The organism is Komagataeibacter xylinus (assembly GCF_031081985.1).
Taxonomy (GTDB): domain Bacteria; phylum Pseudomonadota; class Alphaproteobacteria; order Acetobacterales; family Acetobacteraceae; genus Komagataeibacter; species Komagataeibacter xylinus_E.
Map to the genome: position 1 here is coordinate 218,835 of NZ_JARWSK010000004.1, position 19,674 is coordinate 238,508.

At 61.1% G+C, this 19,674-nt stretch carries 29 protein-coding genes; all 29 read left to right on the forward strand.

Annotation, left to right across the window (positions count from 1 at the left end; genetic code table 11):
* Positions 1-33 precede the first annotated feature (33 nt).
* Positions 34-4,227, forward strand: coding sequence for a DNA-directed RNA polymerase subunit beta' (rpoC, locus tag QEG70_RS09165; protein WP_308720401.1), 4,194 nt, complete (start codon positions 34-36; stop codon positions 4,225-4,227).
* Between the two features lie 415 nt (positions 4,228-4,642).
* Positions 4,643-5,014, forward strand: coding sequence for a 30S ribosomal protein S12 (gene rpsL / locus QEG70_RS09170; protein ID WP_003621118.1), 372 nt, complete (start codon positions 4,643-4,645; stop codon positions 5,012-5,014).
* Between the two features lie 15 nt (positions 5,015-5,029).
* Positions 5,030-5,506 (forward strand): 30S ribosomal protein S7, encoded by a 477-nt coding sequence (rpsG, locus tag QEG70_RS09175; protein WP_007399617.1) that lies wholly within the window; start codon positions 5,030-5,032, stop codon positions 5,504-5,506.
* Positions 5,507-5,599: 93 nt separating this feature from the next.
* Complete coding sequence (tuf, locus tag QEG70_RS09180) at positions 5,600-6,790, forward strand: elongation factor Tu (protein ID WP_078524560.1); 1,191 nt, start codon at positions 5,600-5,602, stop codon at positions 6,788-6,790.
* A 105-nt stretch (positions 6,791-6,895) separates the two neighbouring features.
* Positions 6,896-7,204, forward strand: a complete 309-nt coding sequence (rpsJ, locus tag QEG70_RS09185; RefSeq protein ID WP_007282720.1) for a 30S ribosomal protein S10 — start codon at positions 6,896-6,898, stop codon at positions 7,202-7,204.
* Positions 7,205-7,214: 10 nt separating this feature from the next.
* On the forward strand, positions 7,215-7,898 hold the full coding sequence (gene rplC, locus QEG70_RS09190; RefSeq protein ID WP_061271393.1) for a 50S ribosomal protein L3: 684 nt from the start codon (positions 7,215-7,217) through the stop codon (positions 7,896-7,898).
* A 12-nt stretch (positions 7,899-7,910) separates the two neighbouring features.
* Positions 7,911-8,525: a 50S ribosomal protein L4 gene (rplD, locus tag QEG70_RS09195; protein ID WP_061271391.1), complete on the forward strand. Its 615-nt coding sequence runs from the start codon at positions 7,911-7,913 to the stop codon at positions 8,523-8,525.
* Between the two features lie 35 nt (positions 8,526-8,560).
* Positions 8,561-8,857 carry a 50S ribosomal protein L23 gene (locus QEG70_RS09200; RefSeq protein WP_172157796.1) on the forward strand — a complete coding sequence of 99 codons (297 nt, stop codon included), beginning with the start codon at positions 8,561-8,563 and terminating at the stop codon, positions 8,855-8,857.
* Between the two features lie 16 nt (positions 8,858-8,873).
* Positions 8,874-9,704 (forward strand): 50S ribosomal protein L2, encoded by an 831-nt coding sequence (gene rplB / locus QEG70_RS09205; protein ID WP_061271389.1) that lies wholly within the window; start codon positions 8,874-8,876, stop codon positions 9,702-9,704.
* Positions 9,705-9,716: 12 nt separating this feature from the next.
* Positions 9,717-9,995: a 30S ribosomal protein S19 gene (gene rpsS, locus QEG70_RS09210; RefSeq protein WP_007399623.1), complete on the forward strand. Its 279-nt coding sequence runs from the start codon at positions 9,717-9,719 to the stop codon at positions 9,993-9,995.
* Between the two features lie 2 nt (positions 9,996-9,997).
* Entirely contained in the window at positions 9,998-10,399 is a 402-nt protein-coding gene (gene rplV, locus QEG70_RS09215) for a 50S ribosomal protein L22 (protein WP_007399624.1), read from the forward strand.
* Positions 10,400-10,402: 3 nt separating this feature from the next.
* Positions 10,403-11,080, forward strand: coding sequence for a 30S ribosomal protein S3 (gene rpsC / locus QEG70_RS09220; RefSeq protein ID WP_061271387.1), 678 nt, complete (start codon positions 10,403-10,405; stop codon positions 11,078-11,080).
* A 53-nt stretch (positions 11,081-11,133) separates the two neighbouring features.
* On the forward strand, positions 11,134-11,550 hold the full coding sequence (gene rplP, locus QEG70_RS09225) for a 50S ribosomal protein L16 (protein WP_007399626.1): 417 nt from the start codon (positions 11,134-11,136) through the stop codon (positions 11,548-11,550).
* A gap of 1 nt (position 11,551) precedes the next feature.
* Positions 11,552-11,788: a 50S ribosomal protein L29 gene (gene rpmC / locus QEG70_RS09230; protein ID WP_110567219.1), complete on the forward strand. Its 237-nt coding sequence runs from the start codon at positions 11,552-11,554 to the stop codon at positions 11,786-11,788.
* 13 nt (positions 11,789-11,801) lie between these two features.
* A complete protein-coding gene (rpsQ, locus tag QEG70_RS09235) occupies positions 11,802-12,083 on the forward strand; it encodes a 30S ribosomal protein S17 (protein ID WP_061271381.1) in 282 nt (93 codons plus the stop codon).
* Between the two features lie 14 nt (positions 12,084-12,097).
* Positions 12,098-12,466 carry a 50S ribosomal protein L14 gene (gene rplN, locus QEG70_RS09240; protein WP_061271379.1) on the forward strand — a complete coding sequence of 123 codons (369 nt, stop codon included), beginning with the start codon at positions 12,098-12,100 and terminating at the stop codon, positions 12,464-12,466.
* Positions 12,466-12,786 (forward strand): 50S ribosomal protein L24, encoded by a 321-nt coding sequence (rplX, locus tag QEG70_RS09245; RefSeq protein WP_010506725.1) that lies wholly within the window; start codon positions 12,466-12,468, stop codon positions 12,784-12,786. Before rplN ends, rplX begins: the two co-directional genes overlap by 1 nt.
* A 10-nt stretch (positions 12,787-12,796) precedes the next feature.
* Positions 12,797-13,366: a 50S ribosomal protein L5 gene (gene rplE / locus QEG70_RS09250; protein ID WP_061271377.1), complete on the forward strand. Its 570-nt coding sequence runs from the start codon at positions 12,797-12,799 to the stop codon at positions 13,364-13,366.
* A 105-nt stretch (positions 13,367-13,471) separates the two neighbouring features.
* Positions 13,472-13,777 (forward strand): 30S ribosomal protein S14, encoded by a 306-nt coding sequence (gene rpsN, locus QEG70_RS09255; RefSeq protein WP_061271375.1) that lies wholly within the window; start codon positions 13,472-13,474, stop codon positions 13,775-13,777.
* A gap of 12 nt (positions 13,778-13,789) precedes the next feature.
* Entirely contained in the window at positions 13,790-14,188 is a 399-nt protein-coding gene (gene rpsH / locus QEG70_RS09260; protein WP_010506719.1) for a 30S ribosomal protein S8, read from the forward strand.
* A 10-nt stretch (positions 14,189-14,198) separates the two neighbouring features.
* Positions 14,199-14,732 carry a 50S ribosomal protein L6 gene (rplF, locus tag QEG70_RS09265; protein WP_061271373.1) on the forward strand — a complete coding sequence of 178 codons (534 nt, stop codon included), beginning with the start codon at positions 14,199-14,201 and terminating at the stop codon, positions 14,730-14,732.
* Complete coding sequence (gene rplR / locus QEG70_RS09270) at positions 14,732-15,094, forward strand: 50S ribosomal protein L18 (RefSeq protein ID WP_078524555.1); 363 nt, start codon at positions 14,732-14,734, stop codon at positions 15,092-15,094. The genes rplF and rplR overlap by 1 nt, the downstream gene beginning before the upstream one ends.
* Positions 15,095-15,111: 17 nt before the next feature.
* Complete coding sequence (gene rpsE, locus QEG70_RS09275; RefSeq protein WP_014105019.1) at positions 15,112-15,690, forward strand: 30S ribosomal protein S5; 579 nt, start codon at positions 15,112-15,114, stop codon at positions 15,688-15,690.
* Entirely contained in the window at positions 15,683-15,871 is a 189-nt protein-coding gene (gene rpmD / locus QEG70_RS09280) for a 50S ribosomal protein L30 (protein WP_061271369.1), read from the forward strand. The genes rpsE and rpmD overlap by 8 nt, the downstream gene beginning before the upstream one ends.
* A gap of 1 nt (position 15,872) precedes the next feature.
* On the forward strand, positions 15,873-16,361 hold the full coding sequence (gene rplO, locus QEG70_RS09285) for a 50S ribosomal protein L15 (protein WP_172157783.1): 489 nt from the start codon (positions 15,873-15,875) through the stop codon (positions 16,359-16,361).
* 158 nt (positions 16,362-16,519) lie between these two features.
* Complete coding sequence (secY, locus tag QEG70_RS09290) at positions 16,520-17,869, forward strand: preprotein translocase subunit SecY (protein WP_308720402.1); 1,350 nt, start codon at positions 16,520-16,522, stop codon at positions 17,867-17,869.
* On the forward strand, positions 17,866-18,525 hold the full coding sequence (locus QEG70_RS09295; protein ID WP_308720403.1) for an adenylate kinase: 660 nt from the start codon (positions 17,866-17,868) through the stop codon (positions 18,523-18,525). The genes secY and QEG70_RS09295 overlap by 4 nt, the downstream gene beginning before the upstream one ends.
* A gap of 233 nt (positions 18,526-18,758) precedes the next feature.
* Positions 18,759-19,136, forward strand: a complete 378-nt coding sequence (gene rpsM / locus QEG70_RS09300; protein WP_061271361.1) for a 30S ribosomal protein S13 — start codon at positions 18,759-18,761, stop codon at positions 19,134-19,136.
* Positions 19,137-19,213: 77 nt separating this feature from the next.
* On the forward strand, positions 19,214-19,606 hold the full coding sequence (gene rpsK / locus QEG70_RS09305) for a 30S ribosomal protein S11 (RefSeq protein ID WP_003621069.1): 393 nt from the start codon (positions 19,214-19,216) through the stop codon (positions 19,604-19,606).
* Positions 19,607-19,674 lie beyond the last annotated feature (68 nt).

The window sequence follows — 19,674 nt, forward strand, 5'->3', positions numbered from 1 at the left end:
TTCCGCTTCATTCCCTCAGGGGGTTTGCGGCGCATGAATGAACTCATGAAGATCCTTGGTCAGGGCGGCCAGGCCATGACCTTTGACCAGATCAAGATCCAGCTGGCTTCGGCCGAGCAGATCCGTTCGTGGTCCTATGGCGAGATCAAGAAGCCCGAGACCATCAACTACCGGACCTTCAAGCCGGAGCGTGATGGCCTGTTCTGCGCGCGGATTTTTGGTCCGATCAAGGACTACGAATGTCTGTGCGGCAAGTACAAGCGGATGAAGTTCCGCGGCATCATCTGCGAAAAGTGCGGCGTTGAAGTTACGCTGGCCAAGGTGCGCCGCGAGCGCATGGGCCATATCGAGCTGGCAAGCCCGGTTGCGCATATCTGGTTCCTGAAATCCCTGCCCAGCCGTATCGGCCTGATGGTCGACATGACGCTGAAGGATCTGGAAAAGATCCTGTATTTCGAGAGCTATGTGGTGCTCGAGCCCGGCACGTCGCCGCTCAAGCAGTACAGCCTGCTGACGGAAGACCAGTATCTCGATGTCATGGACGAGCATGGCGACGAGGGCATAGAGGTCGGCATTGGCGCGGAAGCGATCAAGAAGATCCTCGAGCGCATCGACTGCAAGGTCGAGAAGGAAGAGCTGCGCCTCGAGCTGAAGGAAACCACGTCCGAGGCCAAGCGCAAGAAGCTGGTCAAGCGCCTGAAGCTGGTCGAGGCTTTTGCCGACAGTGAATCGCGCCCGGAATGGATGATCCTGGACCTCGTGCCGGTCATTCCGCCCGAGCTGCGCCCGCTGGTGCCGCTTGATGGTGGCCGCTTTGCCACGTCCGACCTGAACGACCTGTACCGTCGCGTCATCAACCGTAACAACCGCCTCAAGCGGCTGATCGAACTGCGCGCGCCGGACATCATCGTGCGTAACGAAAAGCGCATGCTGCAGGAATCGGTCGATGCGCTGTTCGATAACGGTCGTCGTGGCCGTGCCATCACGGGTGCCAACAAGCGTCCGCTCAAGTCGCTGTCCGACATGCTCAAGGGCAAGCAGGGCCGCTTCCGCCAGAACCTGCTTGGCAAGCGCGTCGACTATTCGGGCCGTTCGGTCATCGTGGTGGGCCCGGAGCTGAAGCTGCACCAGTGCGGCCTGCCCAAGAAGATGGCGCTCGAGCTGTTCAAGCCGTTCATCTACTCCAAGCTGGAAAAATACGGTCACGCCACCACCATCAAGGCCGCCAAGCGGATGGTGGAAAAGGAACGTCCCGAAGTCTGGGATATCCTTGAAGAGGTGATCCGCGAGCATCCGGTTATGCTCAACCGTGCGCCTACGCTGCACCGTCTGGGCATCCAGGCGTTTGAGCCGGTGCTGATCGAAGGCAAGGCCATCCAGCTTCACCCGCTGGTCTGCACCGCGTTCAACGCCGACTTCGATGGCGACCAGATGGCCGTGCACGTGCCGCTGAGCCTGGAGGCGCAGCTTGAAGCCCGCGTGCTGATGATGTCGACCAACAACATCCTCAGCCCCGCCAACGGCAAGCCCATCATCGTGCCGTCGCAGGATATCGTGCTCGGGCTGTATTACCTCAGCCTCGAGACGCCCGAATTCCGCGCAACGCCCGACAAGAACAGCTACGATGACAAGGGGCAGGTGACCGTGACCGGCGCGCCGTCCTTCTCCAGCGTGGGTGAAGTGGAATACGCGCTGAGCACGGGTGCGGTGAAGCTGCACGACAAGATCCGCGCGCGCATCGAGGGCTTCGATGCAGAGGGCAAGACCGTGCGTGAGACGGTCGTGACCACGCCGGGCCGCATGCTTGTCGCCCAGATCCTGCCGCGCAACCCGGCGCTGCCGTTCTCGCTGATCAATCGCCAGTTGACCAAGAAGATCGTGTCGGACGTGATCGATGCGGTTTACCGTCACTGCGGCCAGAAGGAATGCGTGATCTTCTGTGACCGTCTGATGGGCCTTGGCTTCCGCCACGCCGCGCGTTCGGGCATCTCGTTCGGCAAGGACGACATGATCGTCCCCGTCGAGAAGAAGGAACTCGTGGACCGCACCGCCGCCGAGGTGAAGGAGTTCGAGCAGCAGTATCAGGATGGTCTGATCACCGCTGGCGAGCGCTACAACAAGGTGGTCGATGCCTGGTCGCGCTGCACCGATGAAGTGCAGGCCGCGATGATGAAGGAGATCTCCAAGCAGGAGATCGGCAAGCCCACCAACTCGGTGTGGATGATGAGCCACTCCGGTGCCCGTGGGTCGCCAGCGCAGATGAAGCAGCTTGCCGGCATGCGTGGCCTGATGGCCAAGCCGTCGGGCGAGATCATCGAACAGCCGATCATCGCCAACTTCAAGGAAGGCCTGTCGGTTCTCGATTACTTCACCTCCAGCCACGGGGCGCGTAAGGGCCTGGCCGATACCGCGCTCAAGACCGCGAACTCGGGCTACCTGACCCGCCGCCTCGTTGACGTGGCGCAGGACAGCATCATCGTCGAGGAAGATTGCGGCACCGAGCGCGGCCTGACCGTGCGTGCGGTCATGGATGGCGGCGAAGTCGTGGCCTCCCTGTCCGAGCGGATGCTTGGCCGCACGCTGGCAGCCGACGTGCTCGACCCGGCAACCGGCAAGGTGCTGTTCCCGCGCAATACGCTGATCGAGGAAGCCGAGGCCGAGCAGATCGAGAAGGCGGGTGTCGAAAGCCTGCTGATCCGCTCCGTGCTGACCTGTGACAGTCGCGTGGGCGTGTGTGGCCACTGCTATGGCCGTGACCTTGCACGCGGCACGCCGGTCAATATCGGTGAGGCCGTGGGTGTTATCGCCGCCCAGTCCATCGGTGAGCCGGGCACGCAGCTGACCATGCGTACCTTCCATATCGGTGGTGCGGCGCAGCGTGGCGCCGAGCAGTCGATGGTCGAGGCCTCGCGTGATGGCAAGGTGACGATCCGCAACAAGAACGTGGTGCATAACAGTCAGAACGTGCCCATCGTCATGTCGCGTAACTGCGAGATCCTGCTGACGGATGACCGCGGAACCGAACGCGCCCGCTACCGCGTGCCCTATGGTGCGCGCCTGCTGGTCGAGGATGGCGCTGCGGTGGCCCGTGGCCAGAAGATGGCCGAGTGGGACCCGTACACCCTGCCCATCATCACCGAGCAGCCTGGTAAGGTGGAATATCTCGACCTGATCGACTCCATCACCCTGGTGGAGCGGATGGATGAGGTGACCGGCCTGACCTCGAAAGTGGTCGTGGACTACAAGCAGGCTTCCAAGGGGATCGACCTGCGTCCGCGCCTGCAGCTCAAGGACGCCAACGGCGACGTGGTGAAGCTGGCCAACGGTAACGACGCCCGCTACTTCCTGTCGCCTGACTCGCTGCTCTCGGTCGAGAACGGTGCACAGGTCAACGCAGGTGACGTGCTGGCGCGTATCCCGCGTGAAGGCTCCAAGACGCGTGACATTACCGGTGGTCTGCCGCGCGTGGCGGAACTGTTCGAGGCCCGCCGCCCGAAGGATCACGCCATCATCTCGGAAACCGAGGGACGCGTGGAATTCGGCAAGGACTACAAGTCCAAGCGTCGCGTCATCGTCAAGAACGACGAGACGGGCGAGGAGACGGATTACCTCATCCCCAAGGGCAAGCACGTATCCGTTCAGGAAGGCGACTTTGTCCAGGTGGGCGATCCGCTCGTCGACGGGCCGCGCGTGCCGCATGACATCCTGAAGGTACTGGGTGTCGAGGCGCTGTCCGACTATCTCGTCAACGAGATCCAGGACGTCTACCGACTGCAGGGCGTGAAGATCAATGACAAGCACATCGAAGTCATTGTTCGCCAGATGCTGCAGAAGGTGGAAATCCTTGAGCCGGGCGATACGACCTACCTGATCGGTGAGACGGTGGACCGTATCGAATACGAGGAAGAGAACGCCAAGCGCCTGAACCTCGGTGAACATCCTGCCGTCGCCATGCCGGTGCTGCAGGGCATCACCAAGGCCTCGCTGCAGACGCAGTCCTTCATCTCTGCGGCCTCCTTCCAGGAGACCACCCGTGTCCTCACCGAGGCTGCTACGGCGGGCAAGAAGGATACACTCAATGGCCTCAAGGAGAACGTCATCGTCGGCCGCCTGATCCCGGCAGGGACGGGCAGCGTGATGAACAAGCTCCGCGCGGTTGCCGCGGGCGAGGACAAGCAGCGCCTCGCCAAGGCCCGTGCCGCCGTGCCGCCCAAGGCGGCCGAGTAACCACACGAGAGAAATGCCGGATGGCGGGGGACCGCTATCCGGCATGATTCGGTGCTGCACTATTGTCACCATCCGATTCAGGCGGTATCAGCAGCCTGACGGAGCGGTGCTCCGAGTCCGGTGGAACAGAGTCGTTTCGCCAGACTGCTAGCGAATCCTGCGCAAGGCTTGACTTTTGGTCAGTTTGCCCGTAGGTAACGCGCCCTCGGCTAGCCCTGTCTGAAAGACGTCGTTGGCCGTCGAATGCAGCATGCAGACATGCGGTGCCGCAGTCCGGGAATCGGGCTGCCCAGGCCGGATGTAAATATGATGCCCGAACGGATGGTTGTCATTCGTTGGGGTTTTGTTGTGAACGACAGTCGGCAACCAGATATGGGGTTGGCCGGCCGAATTTTGTAAGGATCGGGAAAGGCGTATGCCGACCATCAACCAGTTGATCGCGAAAGGTCGCGAACCCGCAGCCAAACGCAATAAGGTTCCTGCCCTGCAGGGCTGTCCGCAGAAGCGTGGCGTTTGCACTCGTGTTTACACAACCACACCGAAGAAGCCGAACTCGGCTCTGCGTAAGGTGGCAAAAGTACGCCTGACCAACGGTTATGAGGTTGTGAGCTATATTCCGGGTGAGGGGCATAACCTCCAGGAACATAGCGTTGTCCTGATCCGTGGTGGTCGCGTTAAGGATCTTCCTGGCGTGCGTTATCACATCCTGCGCGGCGTTCTGGACACCCAGGGTATCGCCAAGCGTCGTCAGCGTCGCTCGCTCTATGGCGCGAAGCGTCCTAAGTAAAAGGAATAACGAGGCATGAGTCGCCGTCATCGCGCAGTCAAGCGCGAGATTCTTCCCGATCCGAAATTTGGTGATGTCGTCATTACGCGTTTCATGAACGCCCTGATGTACGACGGCAAGAAGTCCACCGCTGAAGGGATCGTCTATGGCGCCCTTGAGGTGCTGCGCCGCCGTGGTGGTGCAGCTGCGGACCCTGTGGTCATGTTCCACAGCGCGCTGGACAACGTCAAGCCGGCTGTCGAGGTGCGTTCCCGCCGTGTTGGTGGCGCCACCTACCAGGTTCCGGTCGAAGTCCGGGCCGAGCGTCGTCAGGCGCTGGCCATCCGCTGGCTGATCGACGCCTCGCGCAAGCGTGGCGAGAACACCATGCAGGATCGCCTGTCGAACGAACTTCTTGACGCCGTCAACAATCGTGGCGCCGCGGTCAAGAAGCGCGAAGACACGCACCGCATGGCAGAAGCCAACAAGGCATTCAGTCATTACCGCTGGTAAAGGCGGTCAGGCCGGTCTATTCACCGGCCCGGCTTCCGAAACGGAACTTTCCAACCCGACTCTCGGCACGAGGCCGAGTTAACGGAGAAAACGATGGCAAAGGCTAAATTTGAGCGGAATAAGCCGCACTGCAACATCGGCACGATTGGTCACGTCGATCACGGCAAGACCTCGCTGACCGCTGCTATCACCAAGACGCTGGCGAAGGCCGGTGGCGCGGAATTCAAGGCGTACGACATGATCGACGCCGCGCCGGAAGAGCGCGCCCGTGGCATCACCATCTCGACCGCCCACGTCGAGTACGAGACCGCGAAGCGTCACTACGCACACGTCGACTGCCCCGGCCATGCTGACTATGTGAAGAACATGATCACCGGTGCCGCGCAGATGGACGGCGCGATCCTGGTCGTGTCGGCCGCTGATGGCCCGATGCCCCAGACCCGCGAGCACATCCTGCTTGCCCGCCAGGTTGGCGTGCCGGCCCTGGTCGTCTTCCTGAACAAGGTTGACCAGGTTGATGATCCCGAGCTGCTCGAGCTGGTTGAGATGGAAGTGCGCGAGCTGCTTTCCGCTTACCAGTTCCCCGGCGACGATATCCCCATCATCAAGGGTTCGGCCCTGGTGACGCTGGAAGATGGCGACGCCGAAGTCGGTGAAAACCGCGTCATGGACCTGATGAACGCTGTGGACGAATACATCCCGCAGCCGGAGCGTCCGATCGACCGTCCGTTCCTGATGCCGATCGAAGACGTGTTCTCCATCTCGGGCCGTGGCACCGTGGTGACGGGCCGTGTCGAGCGTGGCGCCGTGAACGTTGGCGACGAAATCGAGATCGTTGGTCTGCGCCCGACGCAGAAGACGACCGTGACCGGCGTGGAAATGTTCCGCAAGCTGCTTGATCGTGGTGAAGCAGGTGACAACATCGGCGCGCTGCTGCGTGGCACGAAGCGTGAAGACGTTGAGCGTGGCCAGGTGCTGGCAAAGCCGGGTTCGATCACCCCGCACACCAAGTTCAAGGCGGAAGCCTACATCCTGACGAAGGAAGAGGGTGGCCGTCACACGCCGTTCTTCACCAACTATCGTCCGCAGTTCTATTTCCGCACGACCGACGTCACCGGCGTCGTTCACCTGCCGGAAGGCACGGAAATGGTCATGCCTGGCGATAACGTCGCCATGGATGTCGAGCTGATCGCTCCGATCGCCATGGATGAAGGCCTGCGCTTCGCTATCCGCGAAGGTGGCCGCACCGTTGGTGCAGGTGTTGTTGCTTCCATCACGGCGTGATTGGACAGTAACTGAACTGTGGCATCCCGGTCGGAGCAATCCGGCCGGGTTTCCATTGCGGATCGGGTTCCCCCGAATCAGGTAAAGTTGGACTGAAACAGAAAGATGGACAACCAGAACATCCGCATTCGCCTGAAGGCGTACGATCATCGGGTGCTAGACAACAGCACGAAGGAGATCGTCAATACGGCGAAGCGTACGGGTGCGCGGGTTCGGGGTCCTATCCCGCTGCCGACGCATATTGAACGGTTTACCGTAAACCGCTCCCCCCACGTGGATAAGAAAAGCCGCGAGCAGTTCGAAATTCGGACCCATCGCCGGCTGCTCGACATTGTCGAGCCGACCCCGCAGACCGTGGACGCTCTCATGAAACTCGACCTCGCCGCTGGCGTAGATGTCGAGATTAAACTCTAAGGTCCAGACGATGCGCACCGGATTGATCGCAAAAAAGCTGGGTATGACCCGGCTGTTCAAGGAAGACGGCACACATGTGCCGGTGACTGTCCTGCAGCTTGATGATCTGCAGGTGGTTGATGTTCGCACCACCGAGCGTGATGGCTACACAGCCGTCCAGCTTGGCGCGGGCAAGGCCAAGGTCAAAAATGTGTCCAAGCCGAACCGCGGCCATTTTGCCAAGGCCAAGGTCGAGCCCAAGAAGAAGCTGGCGGAATTCCGTGTATCGGATGACGCCGTCCTGGAAGTCGGGGCTTCTCTGTCCGCCGCCCATTTCGTGGTGGGGCAGAAGGTGGACGTTACCGGCACCAGCAAGGGTAAGGGTTTTGCCGGCGCGATGAAGCGCTGGAACTTTGCCGGTCTCGAAGCCACCCACGGTGTCTCGATCAGTCACCGTTCGCACGGTTCCACGGGTAACCGCCAGGATCCGGGCAAGGTTTTCAAGAACAAGAAGATGGCCGGCCATCTCGGTTCCGAGCGTATCACTACGCTGAACCTTGAGGTTGCGGCTGTTGACGCCGAAAAGAACCTGATCATGATCCGCGGCTCCGTGCCGGGCGGAAAGAATGAAACGGTTCTCGTTCGTGATGCGATCAAGAAGGCCCGTCATGCCGAGGCGCCGTATCCGGCGGCCCTGGTTGAGGCTGCGGGCTGAGGATAGAGGGCAATGGATTACGAGATCAAAACCCTCGATAACGGAAGCGCAGGTACCGCCAGCCTTCCCGACGAGATTTTCGCCGCAACGCCGCGCACGGACATTCTGGCGCGTGTGGTGCACTGGCAGCTGGCCAAGCGCCGGGCTGGTACGCACAAGGTCAAGGGCATGGGGGAAGTCTCCGGCACGACCAAGAAGCCGTACCGCCAGAAGGGCACGGGTAGCGCCCGCCAGGGTTCGCTGCGTGCGCCGCAGTACCGCACCGGTGGCATCGTTCATGGTCCCGTGGTGCGTGACCATGGCTATGACCTGCCCAAGAAGGTGCGTCGCCTTGGCCTGATTTCCGCCCTGTCGCAGAAGGCGGCGGAAGGCAAGCTGGTGGTGCTCGACGCCGCCACCGCCTCGGGCAAGTCGGCCGAGCTGGCGAAGAAGCTGAAGGTCCTGGGCTGGACATCCGCGCTGATCGTGGATGCCGCGGTTGAAGAGAACTTTGGCCGTGCTGCGCGCAACCTGCCGAAGATCGATATTCTTCCGACGGTGGGCGCCAATGTCTACGACATCCTGAACCACGATGTGCTCGCGATCACGCGCGCCGGGGTTGAGGGTCTGAAGGAGCGTCTGGCATGACCAACATCCTGGCAATCCGCAAGAAGGCGGAACGCATGTCTCGGGAAGCGATGTACGACATCATCCGCTCCCCCCTGATCACGGAAAAGGCGACCGCCCTTTCCGAGAAGAACCAGGTTGGTTTCAAGGTTGCGATCAGCGCCACGAAGCCGGAGATCAAGGTTGCGGTCGAGACGCTGTTTGGCGTGAAGGTTCTGGGTGTGAACACGCTCATCCAGAAGGGAAAGGCCAAGCGCTTCAAGGGACGTCCCGGCCAGCGTTCGGATGTTAAGAAAGCGTTTGTTCAGCTTGCAGAAGGTCAGTCCATCGACCTGACCGCGAAGCTGGTCTGACGCGGGGTGACAAGAAATGGCATTGAAGCACTTTAATCCAGTTACCCCCAGCCTGCGCGGAACGGTTCTGATCGACCGCAAGGAGCTGTGGAAAGGCAAGCCCGTCAAGGGCCTGACCGAGGGGAAGAACAAGAGCGGCGGCCGTAACAACCACGGCCGCACCACCTCGCGTTTCATCGGTGGCGGACACAAGCAGTCCTATCGTTATGTTGACTTCAAGCGTCGCAAGTTCGACGTGGTCGGCACGGTGGAGCGGCTGGAATACGATCCCAACCGTACGGCGTTCATCGCGCTCATCAAGTATGCCGATGGCGAACTGGCCTACATCATCGCGCCGCAGCGCCTGAAGGTGGGTGACGAAGTCATCGCCGGTGCGCGCGCCGATATCAAGCCGGGCAACGCCATGCCCCTGTCTGCCGTTCCGGTGGGCACGATCATCCACAACATCGAGCTCAAGGCCGGTGCTGGTGGCAAGATCGCCCGCTCGGCTGGCACGTATGCGCAGCTGGTCGGCAAGGACATGGGCTATGCCCAGATCAAGCTGCAGTCCGGTGAGCTGCGTGTTGTGCGTGCGGAATGCATGGCCACCATCGGTGCCGTGTCCAACCCGGACAACATGAACCAGCACCTGGGCAAGGCCGGTCGCAATCGCTGGCTGGGCCGCCGCCCGCACAACCGTGGTGTCGTCATGAACCCGGTTGACCATCCGCATGGTGGTGGTGAAGGACGCACTTCGGGTGGGCGTCATCCGGTTACGCCATGGGGCAAGCCGACTAAGGGTTACAAGACCAGGGTCAACAAGCGTACGGACAGTCTGATCATCCGTCGCCGGAAGACCGGCAAGTAAGGGGCATTTAAGATGGCACGTTCCGTCTGGAAGGGCCCGTTCGTAGACGGGTATCTGCTGAACAAAGCCGATGCATCGCGCGCGTCGGGCCGTAACGAAGTGATCAAGATCTGGTCGCGTCGATCCACCATCCTGCCGCAGTTCGTCGGACTGACGTTCGGCGTCTATAACGGGCACAAATTCCTGCCCGTGCAGGTTTCCGAGAACATGGTGGGCCACAAGTTCGGTGAGTTCTCACCGACCCGTACCTTCACGGGTCATTCTTCGGACAAGAAAGCGAAGCGGGGCTGAACATGAGCAAGCCTAAGCATCCGCGCACGCTCGCGGAAACCGAGGCGCAGGCGCTGACGCGGAACATCCGCATCAGCCCGCGCAAGCTGAACCTTGTTGCGGGCCTGATCCGCAACAAGCCGGCCGCGCAGGCAATCGCCACCCTCACATTCTCCAAGCGTCGCATTGCCCAGCAGGTCAAGAAGACGCTGGAAAGTGCGATCGCCAATGCCGAGAACAACCATCAGCTGGACGTTGACCAGCTGGTTGTTGCCCGCGCTGAGGTGGGCAAGTCGATCGTGATGCGTCGTTTCCACGCACGTGGTCGTGGCCGTTCGGCCCGCATCGAGAAGTTCTTCAGCCACCTGACGATCGTCGTGGCCGAAAAGAAGCCCGAAGCTGAAACCGAAAAGAAGGCGGCCTGATCCATGGGACATAAAGTTAATCCGATCGGGCTTCGGCTCGGTATTAACCGGACATGGGACAGCCGCTGGTACGCCGATGCGGACTACGCCCGCCTGCTGCATGATGACCTGAAGCTGCGCGCCTACCTGCGCCGCAAGCTGGCTGGTGCTGGCGTGTCCCGCGTGGTGATCGAGCGCCCGGCCAAGAAGCCGCGCGTGACCATCTACGCGGCACGCCCCGGCGTGGTGATCGGCAAGAAGGGCCAGGACATTGATGTGCTGCGCAAGGACCTGGCCCGCATGGCCAAGACCGATGTGGCGCTGAACATCGTCGAGATCCGCAAGCCGGAAATCGATGCGACCCTGGTGGCCGAGAACATCGCCCAGCAGCTCGAGCGTCGTGTGGCCTTCCGTCGCGCCATGAAGCGCGCCGTGCAGTCCGCCATGCGCCTGGGTGCGCAGGGTATCCGGATCAACTGCTCGGGCCGCCTTGGCGGCGCGGAAATCGCGCGCGTCGAGTGGTATCGTGAAGGTCGGGTGCCGCTGCATACGCTGCGTGCGGATATCGACTACGGTGTGGCGACCGCCAAGACGACCTATGGCACCTGTGGTGTGAAGGTCTGGATCTTCAAGGGCGAGATTCTTGCCCATGATCCGCTGGCGCAGGACCGTCGCGCCGCCGAACAGGCCCCGCAGCGCTAATTGCGGGGTCCAATGGACCTAGATGCGCCAGGCGGCGCGTGAGGATTTGAAAAATGCTTTCTCCCAAGCGGACAAAGTACCGCAAGGCCCACAAAGGGCGCATTCATGGGTTGGCCAAGGGCGGCACAACCCTGAATTTCGGGGCTTTTGGCCTGAAGGCTCTCCAGCCTGAACGGATCACGGCCCGCCAGATCGAAGCGGCCCGCCGGGCCATTACCCGCGCCATGAAGCGTGCGGGTCGCGTCTGGATTCGGATTTTCCCTGATCTTCCGGTCTCGACAAAGCCGGCAGAAGTGCGTATGGGGTCCGGCAAGGGGTCGCCCGAATATTGGGTGGCTCGTGTGAAGCCGGGTCGAATCCTGTTCGAGATCGAAGGCGTGCCGCCGGAAGTCGCGCGTGAAGCGCTGGCTCTCGGTGCGGCAAAGCTGCCGATCAAGACCAAGTTCGTGACCCGTATCGGAGAGGCGTGAGATGGCAAAGGCAACAAAGCCCGCCGATCTGCGTGCCAAGACTGTTGAAGAACTGGATACGCTTCTCGTCGATCTGAAGCGCGAGCAGTTCAATCTTCGGTTTCAGCATGCGACCGGCCAGACCGAGGGGCAGTCCCGTATGCGCGTGGTGCGTCGTGAGATCGCGCGCGTGAAGACGATTGCGACCGAGGTTGTTAAGAAGAGTTCTGCTGGCCACGCGCCGGCAGCAAAGTCCTGAAGGGAGACGGGCGATGCCAAGGCGCGTCCTGACCGGGCGGGTAACGAGCGACAAGATGGACAAGACCGTTACGGTTCTTGTCGATCGTCGCATTATCCACCCGCTGTATAAGAAGTTCATTCGCCGCTCGAAGAAGTATGCGGCGCATGACGGCTTGAACGAATGCAAGGTGGGCGACACGGTGCGCATTGAAGAATGCAAGCCGATTTCCCGCCGCAAGACCTGGACGGTCGTTGTCCGGAATGGCCAGCCGCTCGCGGCAGCCGCCGGTGCTGCGTCTGGCGCCCAGGCGTAAAGAAGGCATAGACCATGATCCATCCCGAGACCAACCTTGACGTCGCCGACAATTCCGGCGCCCGTCAGGTGCAGTGCATCAAGGTACTGGGCGGTTCCAAGCGGAAGTCTGCCTCGGTCGGCGACGTGATTGTCGTGTCCGTCAAGGAAGCCATTCCCCGCGGCAAGGTCAAGAAGGGCGACGTTCACCAGGCGGTGATCGTGCGCACTTCCTACCCCGTGCGCCGGGCTGATGGCAGCGCCATCCGTTTTGACCGCAACGCGGCCGTGCTGATCAACAAGCAGCAGGAGCCGATCGGTACCCGTATCTTTGGCCCGGTCGTGCGTGAGCTGCGTGCCCGCAAGTTCATGAAGATCATCTCGCTGGCACCGGAGGTGCTGTAATGGCTGCTCGTATCAAGAAGGGTGACCAGGTTCTGGTCACCACCGGTGGTTCCAAGGGAACCCGTGGCGAGGTCGTTACGGTCCTGCCCGCAGCCAACAAGGCCGTGGTGCGTGGCGTAGCCATTGCGAAGCGTCACACCCGTCCTTCGCGCATGGGTGAGCAGGGCGGCATTGTCCAGAAGGAAATGCCGGTGCACCTGTCCAACCTGAAGCTGATCGACCCCAAGAGCGGCGACCCGACGAAGGTCGGCTTCCGCGTTCTGGAAGATGGTCGCAAGGTTCGTGTCGCCAAGGCGACCGGCGAAGTAATCGAAGGCTGAGGGGGCGGGAATGTCTGAAGTGAAAGAAGCCCGCGCCCTGCCGCGCATGCAGCAGCGTTATCAGGACGAGCTGCGCGCGAAGCTGCGTGAGGAATTCGGGTACAAGAACGAGATGCAGGTTCCGCGTCTCGAGAAGATTGTCCTGAACATGGGTGTTGGCGAAGCCGCTGGCGACCAGAAGAAGCTCGACGCGGCGGTCAAGGAAATGACCCTTATCGCTGGTCAGAAGCCGGTCAAGACGGTTGCCAAGAAGGCGATCGCCGGCTTCAAGATCCGTGAAGGTCTGCCCATCGGGTGCAAGGTGACGCTGCGCCGTGCCCAGATGTTCGAATTCCTGGATCGTTTCGTGACGATCGCCCTGCCGCGCGTGCGTGATTTCCGCGGGCTGCCGGCGAACAAGGGTTTCGACGGCCGTGGCAACTTCGCGATGGGGCTGAAGGAACAGATTGTCTTCCCGGAAATCGAATACGACAAGGTAGACGAGATCCGCGGCATGGACATCATCTTCGTGACCACTGCGAAGACGGATGCGGAAGCGAAGGCTCTGCTGAAGGCGTTTGATCTGCCCTTCGCTGCATAAAATGTAGCGAAAGGGCTTCCGTCTGAAGTCCAGAAGACCTAATACACACGTTGTTTGGAAAACCGTTGGGACTGGCCCGACAGGTTCCGGAGGGTAAAACAAGGCATGGCCAAAATTTCCGCCGTAAACCGGAATGTCAAGCGCGAGCGCATGGCAGACCGGGACCGGGCTAAGCGGACTGCATTGAAGAACATCATCATGGACCGGTCTCTGCCGGTTGAAGATCGCTTCGATGCGTCGCTCAAGCTTGCTGAACTTCCTCGCAATGGCTCGCGCGTGCGCGTGCGCCTGCGCTGCAAGCTCACCGGGCGTCCTCGCGCCAATTACAGAAAGTTTGAACTCTGCCGTATCGCCCTGCGCGACCTGGCCTCTAATGGTCAGATCCCGGGCATGGTCAAGTCAAGCTGGTAAGGGCAGGGAACGATGTCACTTTCTGATCCTTTGGGTGATCTGCTCACCCGGATCCGCAACGCGCAGCGTGCACGGCATGCTGCCTGCGTGGCGCCGGCTTCCAAGCTGCGCGCCAGTGTTCTCGAGGCGCTTCGCCGCGAGGGGTATATCCGTGGTTTCTCGCGTGAGGAACTGCGCAAGGGTGTGGCCCAGCTGCGCATCGAGCTGAAATATCTCGATGGCGAGCCGGTCATCAAAGAAATCCACCGTGTGTCCAAGCCGGGGCGCCGCGTCTATTCCAAGATCAAGGAACTGCCGCGTGTCTATGCCGGGCTGGGTGTGTCGATCCTGTCGACGCCGCGTGGTGTTCTGTCCGATGCGGAGGCCCGCGCTGCCAATGTTGGCGGTGAAGTCCTCTGCCGTGTGTTCTGAGGAGGGATAAATGTCGCGAGTGGGCAAATATCCCGTCGAAGTTCCGTCGGGTGTTCAGGTTTCCGTTGCTGGTGGCGTGCTGACCACGAAGGGCAAGCTTGGCGAGCTCAAGCTGCCGCTGTCCGGTCACGTTGCCGTTGATGTTGCGGATGGCAAGGTTGCGGTAAAGCCGGTTGGCACCGAAGCCCAGGCCCGCATGATGTGGGGCACCACGCGCTCCCTGATCGCGAGCATGGTCAAGGGTGTGTCGGAAGGGTTTTCCAAGACACTGGAAATCTCCGGGACCGGTTACCGTGCTGCGGTGCAGGGCAAGAACCTGGTCATGAACCTCGGTTATTCGCATGATATCGTCTATGCGATTCCCGAAGGGATCAAGATCACCACCCCGCGGCCGACGGCCGTGACTGTCGAGGGGATCGACAAGCAGCGGGTTGGTCAGGTTGCGCTTGATATCCGTAGCTTCCGCAAGCCTGAGCCCTACAAGGGCAAGGGTGTCCGTTATGAAACGGAAACCATCCGTCGCAAGGAAGGCAAGAAGAAATAATGAGCACGCAGAAGGATCTGCGGGAGCGGCGGCGCCAGCGTCTCCGTTTCCAGCTTCGCCTCAAGAGTGGTGGCCGTCCGCGTCTGTCGGTGTTCCGTTCGGGCAAGAATATCTACGCGCAGGTGATCGACGATGCCGCTGGCCGCACGCTGGCCGCAGCTTCGACCCTCGACAAGGATCTGCGTTCCACCCTCAAGGGTGGTACGGACGTGAAGGCAGCCGGTGCAGTCGGCAAGCTTCTTGCCGAGCGCGCGGTGGCTGCTGGTGTGTCGAAGGTCGTTTTCGACCGCGGCTCGTATCTGTATCATGGGCGTATCAAGGCCCTGGCGGAGGCTGCCCGTGAGGGCGGTCTCTCGTTCTGACGAAAGGGTCACGCATAATGGCACGTGAACCGAGAGAAGGCGGCCGGGGTGGTCGCGATCGTGACCGCGAAGGCGACGATCTGGTCGACAAGCTGGTCACGATCAATCGTGTTGCCAAGGTTGTAAAGGGCGGTCGCCGCTTTGCATTCGCGGCACTGGTTGTTGTTGGTGACCAGAAGGGTCGCGTAGGGTTCGGCGCGGGCAAGGCCCGTGAGGTTCCCGAGGCGATCCGCAAGGCAACCGACCGCGCCAAGCGGACGATGATCCGCGTTCCGATGAAGGAAGGCCGTACGCTGCATCACGATGTGGCCGGTCACTTCGGAGCGGGCAAGGTTGTCCTGCGCTCTGCTGATGCAGGCACGGGAATCATTGCCGGTGGTCCGATGCGCGCCGTGTTCGAGAGCCTGGGCATCAATGACGTGGTGGCCAAGTCGCTCGGCACCCGCAACCCGCACAACATGGTCAAGGCGACGTTCGCCGCGCTGGAGCGTTGCGCCAGCCCGCGTTCGGTTGCCAACCGCCGTGGCAAGAAGGTTTCGGACATTCTGGGGCGCCGCGAGGCTGCGGTAGCGACGGAGGCTGCGGCCGATGTCTGATACCAAGGCAACCATTCGCGTTACCCAGGTGCATTCTGGCAATGGCCAGAAGCCGGGCCAGCAGGCTACGCTGGTGGGCCTGGGCCTGAACAAGATCGGTCGTACCCGCGAGCTGGAGGATACCCCTTCGGTTCGTGGCATGATCCGCAAGGTGTCCCACCTGATCAAGGTGGAGGATTGAGATGAACCTGAACGAACTTCGTGACAACGAGGGCGCACGCTATCGCAAGAAGCGCCTTGGTCGCGGCATCGGCTCTGGCAAGGGCAAGACGTCGGGCAAGGGTGTGAAGGGTCAGAAGGCACGCTCCGGTGTGTCGCTGAACGGTTTTGAAGGCGGTCAGCTGCCCATCTACCGTCGTCTGCCCAAGCGCGGCTTCAAGAACATCTTCCGCAAGGACTATGCGGTGGTGAACTTGGGCGTGCTCGACAAGGCGATTGCTGCTGGCAAGATCGATGCCAAGGCCGTGGTGACGGAAGAGATCCTGACCAAGGCCGGTCTGGCCGGGTCAGGCCGCTTTGACGGCATCCGCCTGCTTGCCGATGGCGCGCTGAACCACGCCGTGACCATTGAAGTGTCCGGTGCTTCGGCCGGTGCCATTGCCGCCGTTGAAAAGGCTGGTGGCAAGGTGCAGGTCAAGGTCCAGAAGCAGCAGGCTCCTGCCGCCGAATGACCGGCTGGGGGCACAGGCACGTTCTGTACCCGAAGCATGATAAAAGCGATGCTGCTTGCACTCGGCGGGCGCATCGCTTTATTACTTTCTGCGGTTTTTTTTATCATGACAGCGTCCCGTTTTCGGCGGTGGCGCTGTTCTTGTGAAAGGATGGGCGCATGGCCTCCGCGGCCGAACAGTTGGCTGCCAATCTGAATTTCAGCTCCTTTGCCAACGCAACGGAACTGAAGAAGCGTATCTGGTTTACCCTTGGTGCGCTGATCGTCTACCGGATTGGCACCTATATCCCCGTCCCTGGCGTCGATGCGACGGTGATGGGGCAGCTTCTGGCCCGGCATCAGGGCGGTATCCTGGGTATGTTCGATATGTTCACGGGTGGTGCGCTAGGGCGCATGACCGTGTTCGCACTCAACATCATGCCCTATATCAGTGCCTCGATCATCGTGCAGCTCATGTCGGCGGCCATTCCCTCCCTTGAGGCCCTGAAGAAGGAAGGCGAGGGCGGGCGGCGCAAGCTGAATGAATATACCCGCTACCTGACGGTGGTCATTGCGCTGTTCCAGGCCTACGGCATCGCCATCGGGCTGGAGAACATGCATACGGAGGCGGGCTCGGCCGTTGTCTCGCCGGGGCTGTTCTTCATCGTCTCGTGCGTGCTGACGCTGGTGGGCGGCACCATGTTCCTGATGTGGCTGGGCGAGCAGATAACGTCGCGGGGGGTCGGGAACGGCATCTCGCTGATCATCTTCGCAGGTATCGTGGCAAACCTGCCCAATGCGCTCGCAAGCCTGTTCCAGCTTGGCTATACCGGGGCGCTCTCGCCCTTCTTCGTGCTGGTCTTCCTGGTGCTGGCCGCGGTGACCATCGCGTTCATCGTGTTCATGGAACTGGCACAGCGGCGCGTGGTGATCCAGTACCCCAAGCGGCAGGTCGGCCAGCGCATGTTTGGCGGTGACTCGACGCATATGCCGCTCAAGGTGAACACCGCGGGCTCGATTCCGCCGATCTTCGCCTCATCGGTGCTGCTGATTCCCGTGACCATTGCGGGATTCGTCAATAACAGTTCGATGCCTGGCTGGCTGTCCTTCCTGGGGCAATCGCTGGGGCAGGGGCAGCCGCTCTACATGCTGTTCTATGCGGCGATGATCGTGTTCTTCTCGTATTTCTATGCGGCGGTGACGTTCAACTCGCAGGAGACGGCGGAGAACCTGCGCAAGCAGGGCGGCTTTGTGCCCGGCATCCGGCCTGGCGCCAATACGGCGGCGTTCTTTGACCGGATCCTGACGCGCATCACGACGATTGGCGCGCTCTATCTTGTCGCTGTCTGCCTGTTGCCGCAGATCCTGATCAGCCATTACAACGTGCCGTTCTATTTTGGTGGTACGAGTCTGATCATTATCGTGACCGTGACGATCGATACCGTAACACAGGTGCAGTCGCATCTGGTGGCGCATCAGTATCAGGGCCTCATGCGTCGCGGACGGGGCCGAAAGGGCAAAATGCGGTGAATATTATTTTTCTCGGGCCGCCGGGTGCTGGAAAAGGCACCCAGTCAAAGCGGCTGGAAGAACGCTACGGAATCGCCCAGATTTCAACCGGCGACATGCTGCGGGCTGAAGTCGCGACCGGCAGCCCGCTCGGGCAGAAGGTCAAGGCGGTCATGGCGAACGGGCAGCTTGTGTCCGATGACCTGATCATTTCCATGATTGAAAACCGCATCCGCCAGCCGGACTGCGCCAAGGGGTTCATCCTTGATGGATTCCCGCGCACGCGGGCTCAGGCGGAAGCGCTTGACGCCATGCTGGCCCGCAGCGGGCAGCACATCGATGCGGTGCTGCTGCTCGATGTGGACGAGGATGCCCTGGCCGACCGGATCGCGGGCCGTTACACCTGCGCCAAGTGCGGCGCGGGGTATAACGACGTGTCCAAGCGGCCGAAGGTGGAAGGCACATGCGATGTATGTGGTGGCCACGAGTTCATCCGCCGCGAGGATGACCGCCGGGACACCGTAGCCGCGCGCCTGAAGACCTATCGGGAACTCACGGCGCCGATCCTGCCTTATTACGAGGCGGAAGGCCGTCTGTACCGTGTGGATGGCATGGCGGATATCGATGACGTGACGAAGCAGGTCTTTGGTGTTATCGACTGTATCACTAAAAAGTGATGCAAAATAATTGACTCAATGGGGGGCAGCAGTATATTGCGCGCCCTCAAGGTATGAGCGTCGTGTGAGTCGTCCATGAGGGGCGGCTCGTAGGGCCAGAATGTATGATGATGGGGTTGGCCGGTCCGTAAACCGGTATGTTCACGATGCTCCCGCCAGACAGGGCGGGTGGTGTGACGCAGCCCTGCCTGATAGTTAGTGCCCTGAATCAGGGCGGACGAGGAGTAAGTGGCGTGGCACGTATTGCCGGCGTGAACATCCCTAGCAACAAGCGGGTCACAATTGGCCTTCGTTATATCTATGGTATCGGGGCCACCAAGGCCCAGGCGATCTGCGACAAGCTGGAAATTCCGGCTGAGCGGCGCGTCAACGAACTGTCTGACGATGAGATCGGCAAGATCCGTGAACTGATCGACAGCGATTACCGCGTTGAAGGTGACCTTCGCCGTGAAGTGGCGATGAACATCAAGCGCCTGATGGACCTCGGCTGCTACCGTGGCCTGCGCCACCGTCGTGGCCTGCCTGTCCATGGTCAGCGGACTCATACCAACGCCCGTACCCGCAAGGGTAAGGCCGTGGCTATTGCGGGCAAGAAGAAGGCGACCCGCTAATCAGCGGATTGCCTGGTATGAGTGCATGGAGCCTGCGGGTTCCGTGCACCGTTTGAACTGACAGGATCGAGAAAATTATGGCGAAAGCTGCGGCTCCGCGTATTCGTAAGAAAGAGCGGAAAAACATCATCTCCGGTGTGGCGCATGTGCTGTCCACCTTCAACAACACCATGATCACCATCTCGGATGCGCAGGGCAATGCGATTGCCTGGTCTTCCGCTGGTGCCCAGGGTTTCAAGGGCTCGCGCAAGTCCACGCCGTATGCGGCGCAGGTTGCTGCTGAAGATGCAGGCCGCAAGGCCCGCGAGCACGGCATGGAAACGCTGGAGATCGAGGTTTCCGGTCCGGGTTCGGGGCGTGAGAGCGCCCTGCGCGCGCTGCAGGCTGTCGGTTTCTCGATCACGGCCATCCGTGACATGACGCCGGTGCCGCATAACGGCTGCCGCCCCCGCAAGCGCCGTCGCGTCTGATACGCCGTCTGCCTTAGTCGTATTTCCCCTGCATGCAGGGGAAGATTGTCATTCCGGTATCCTGCCAA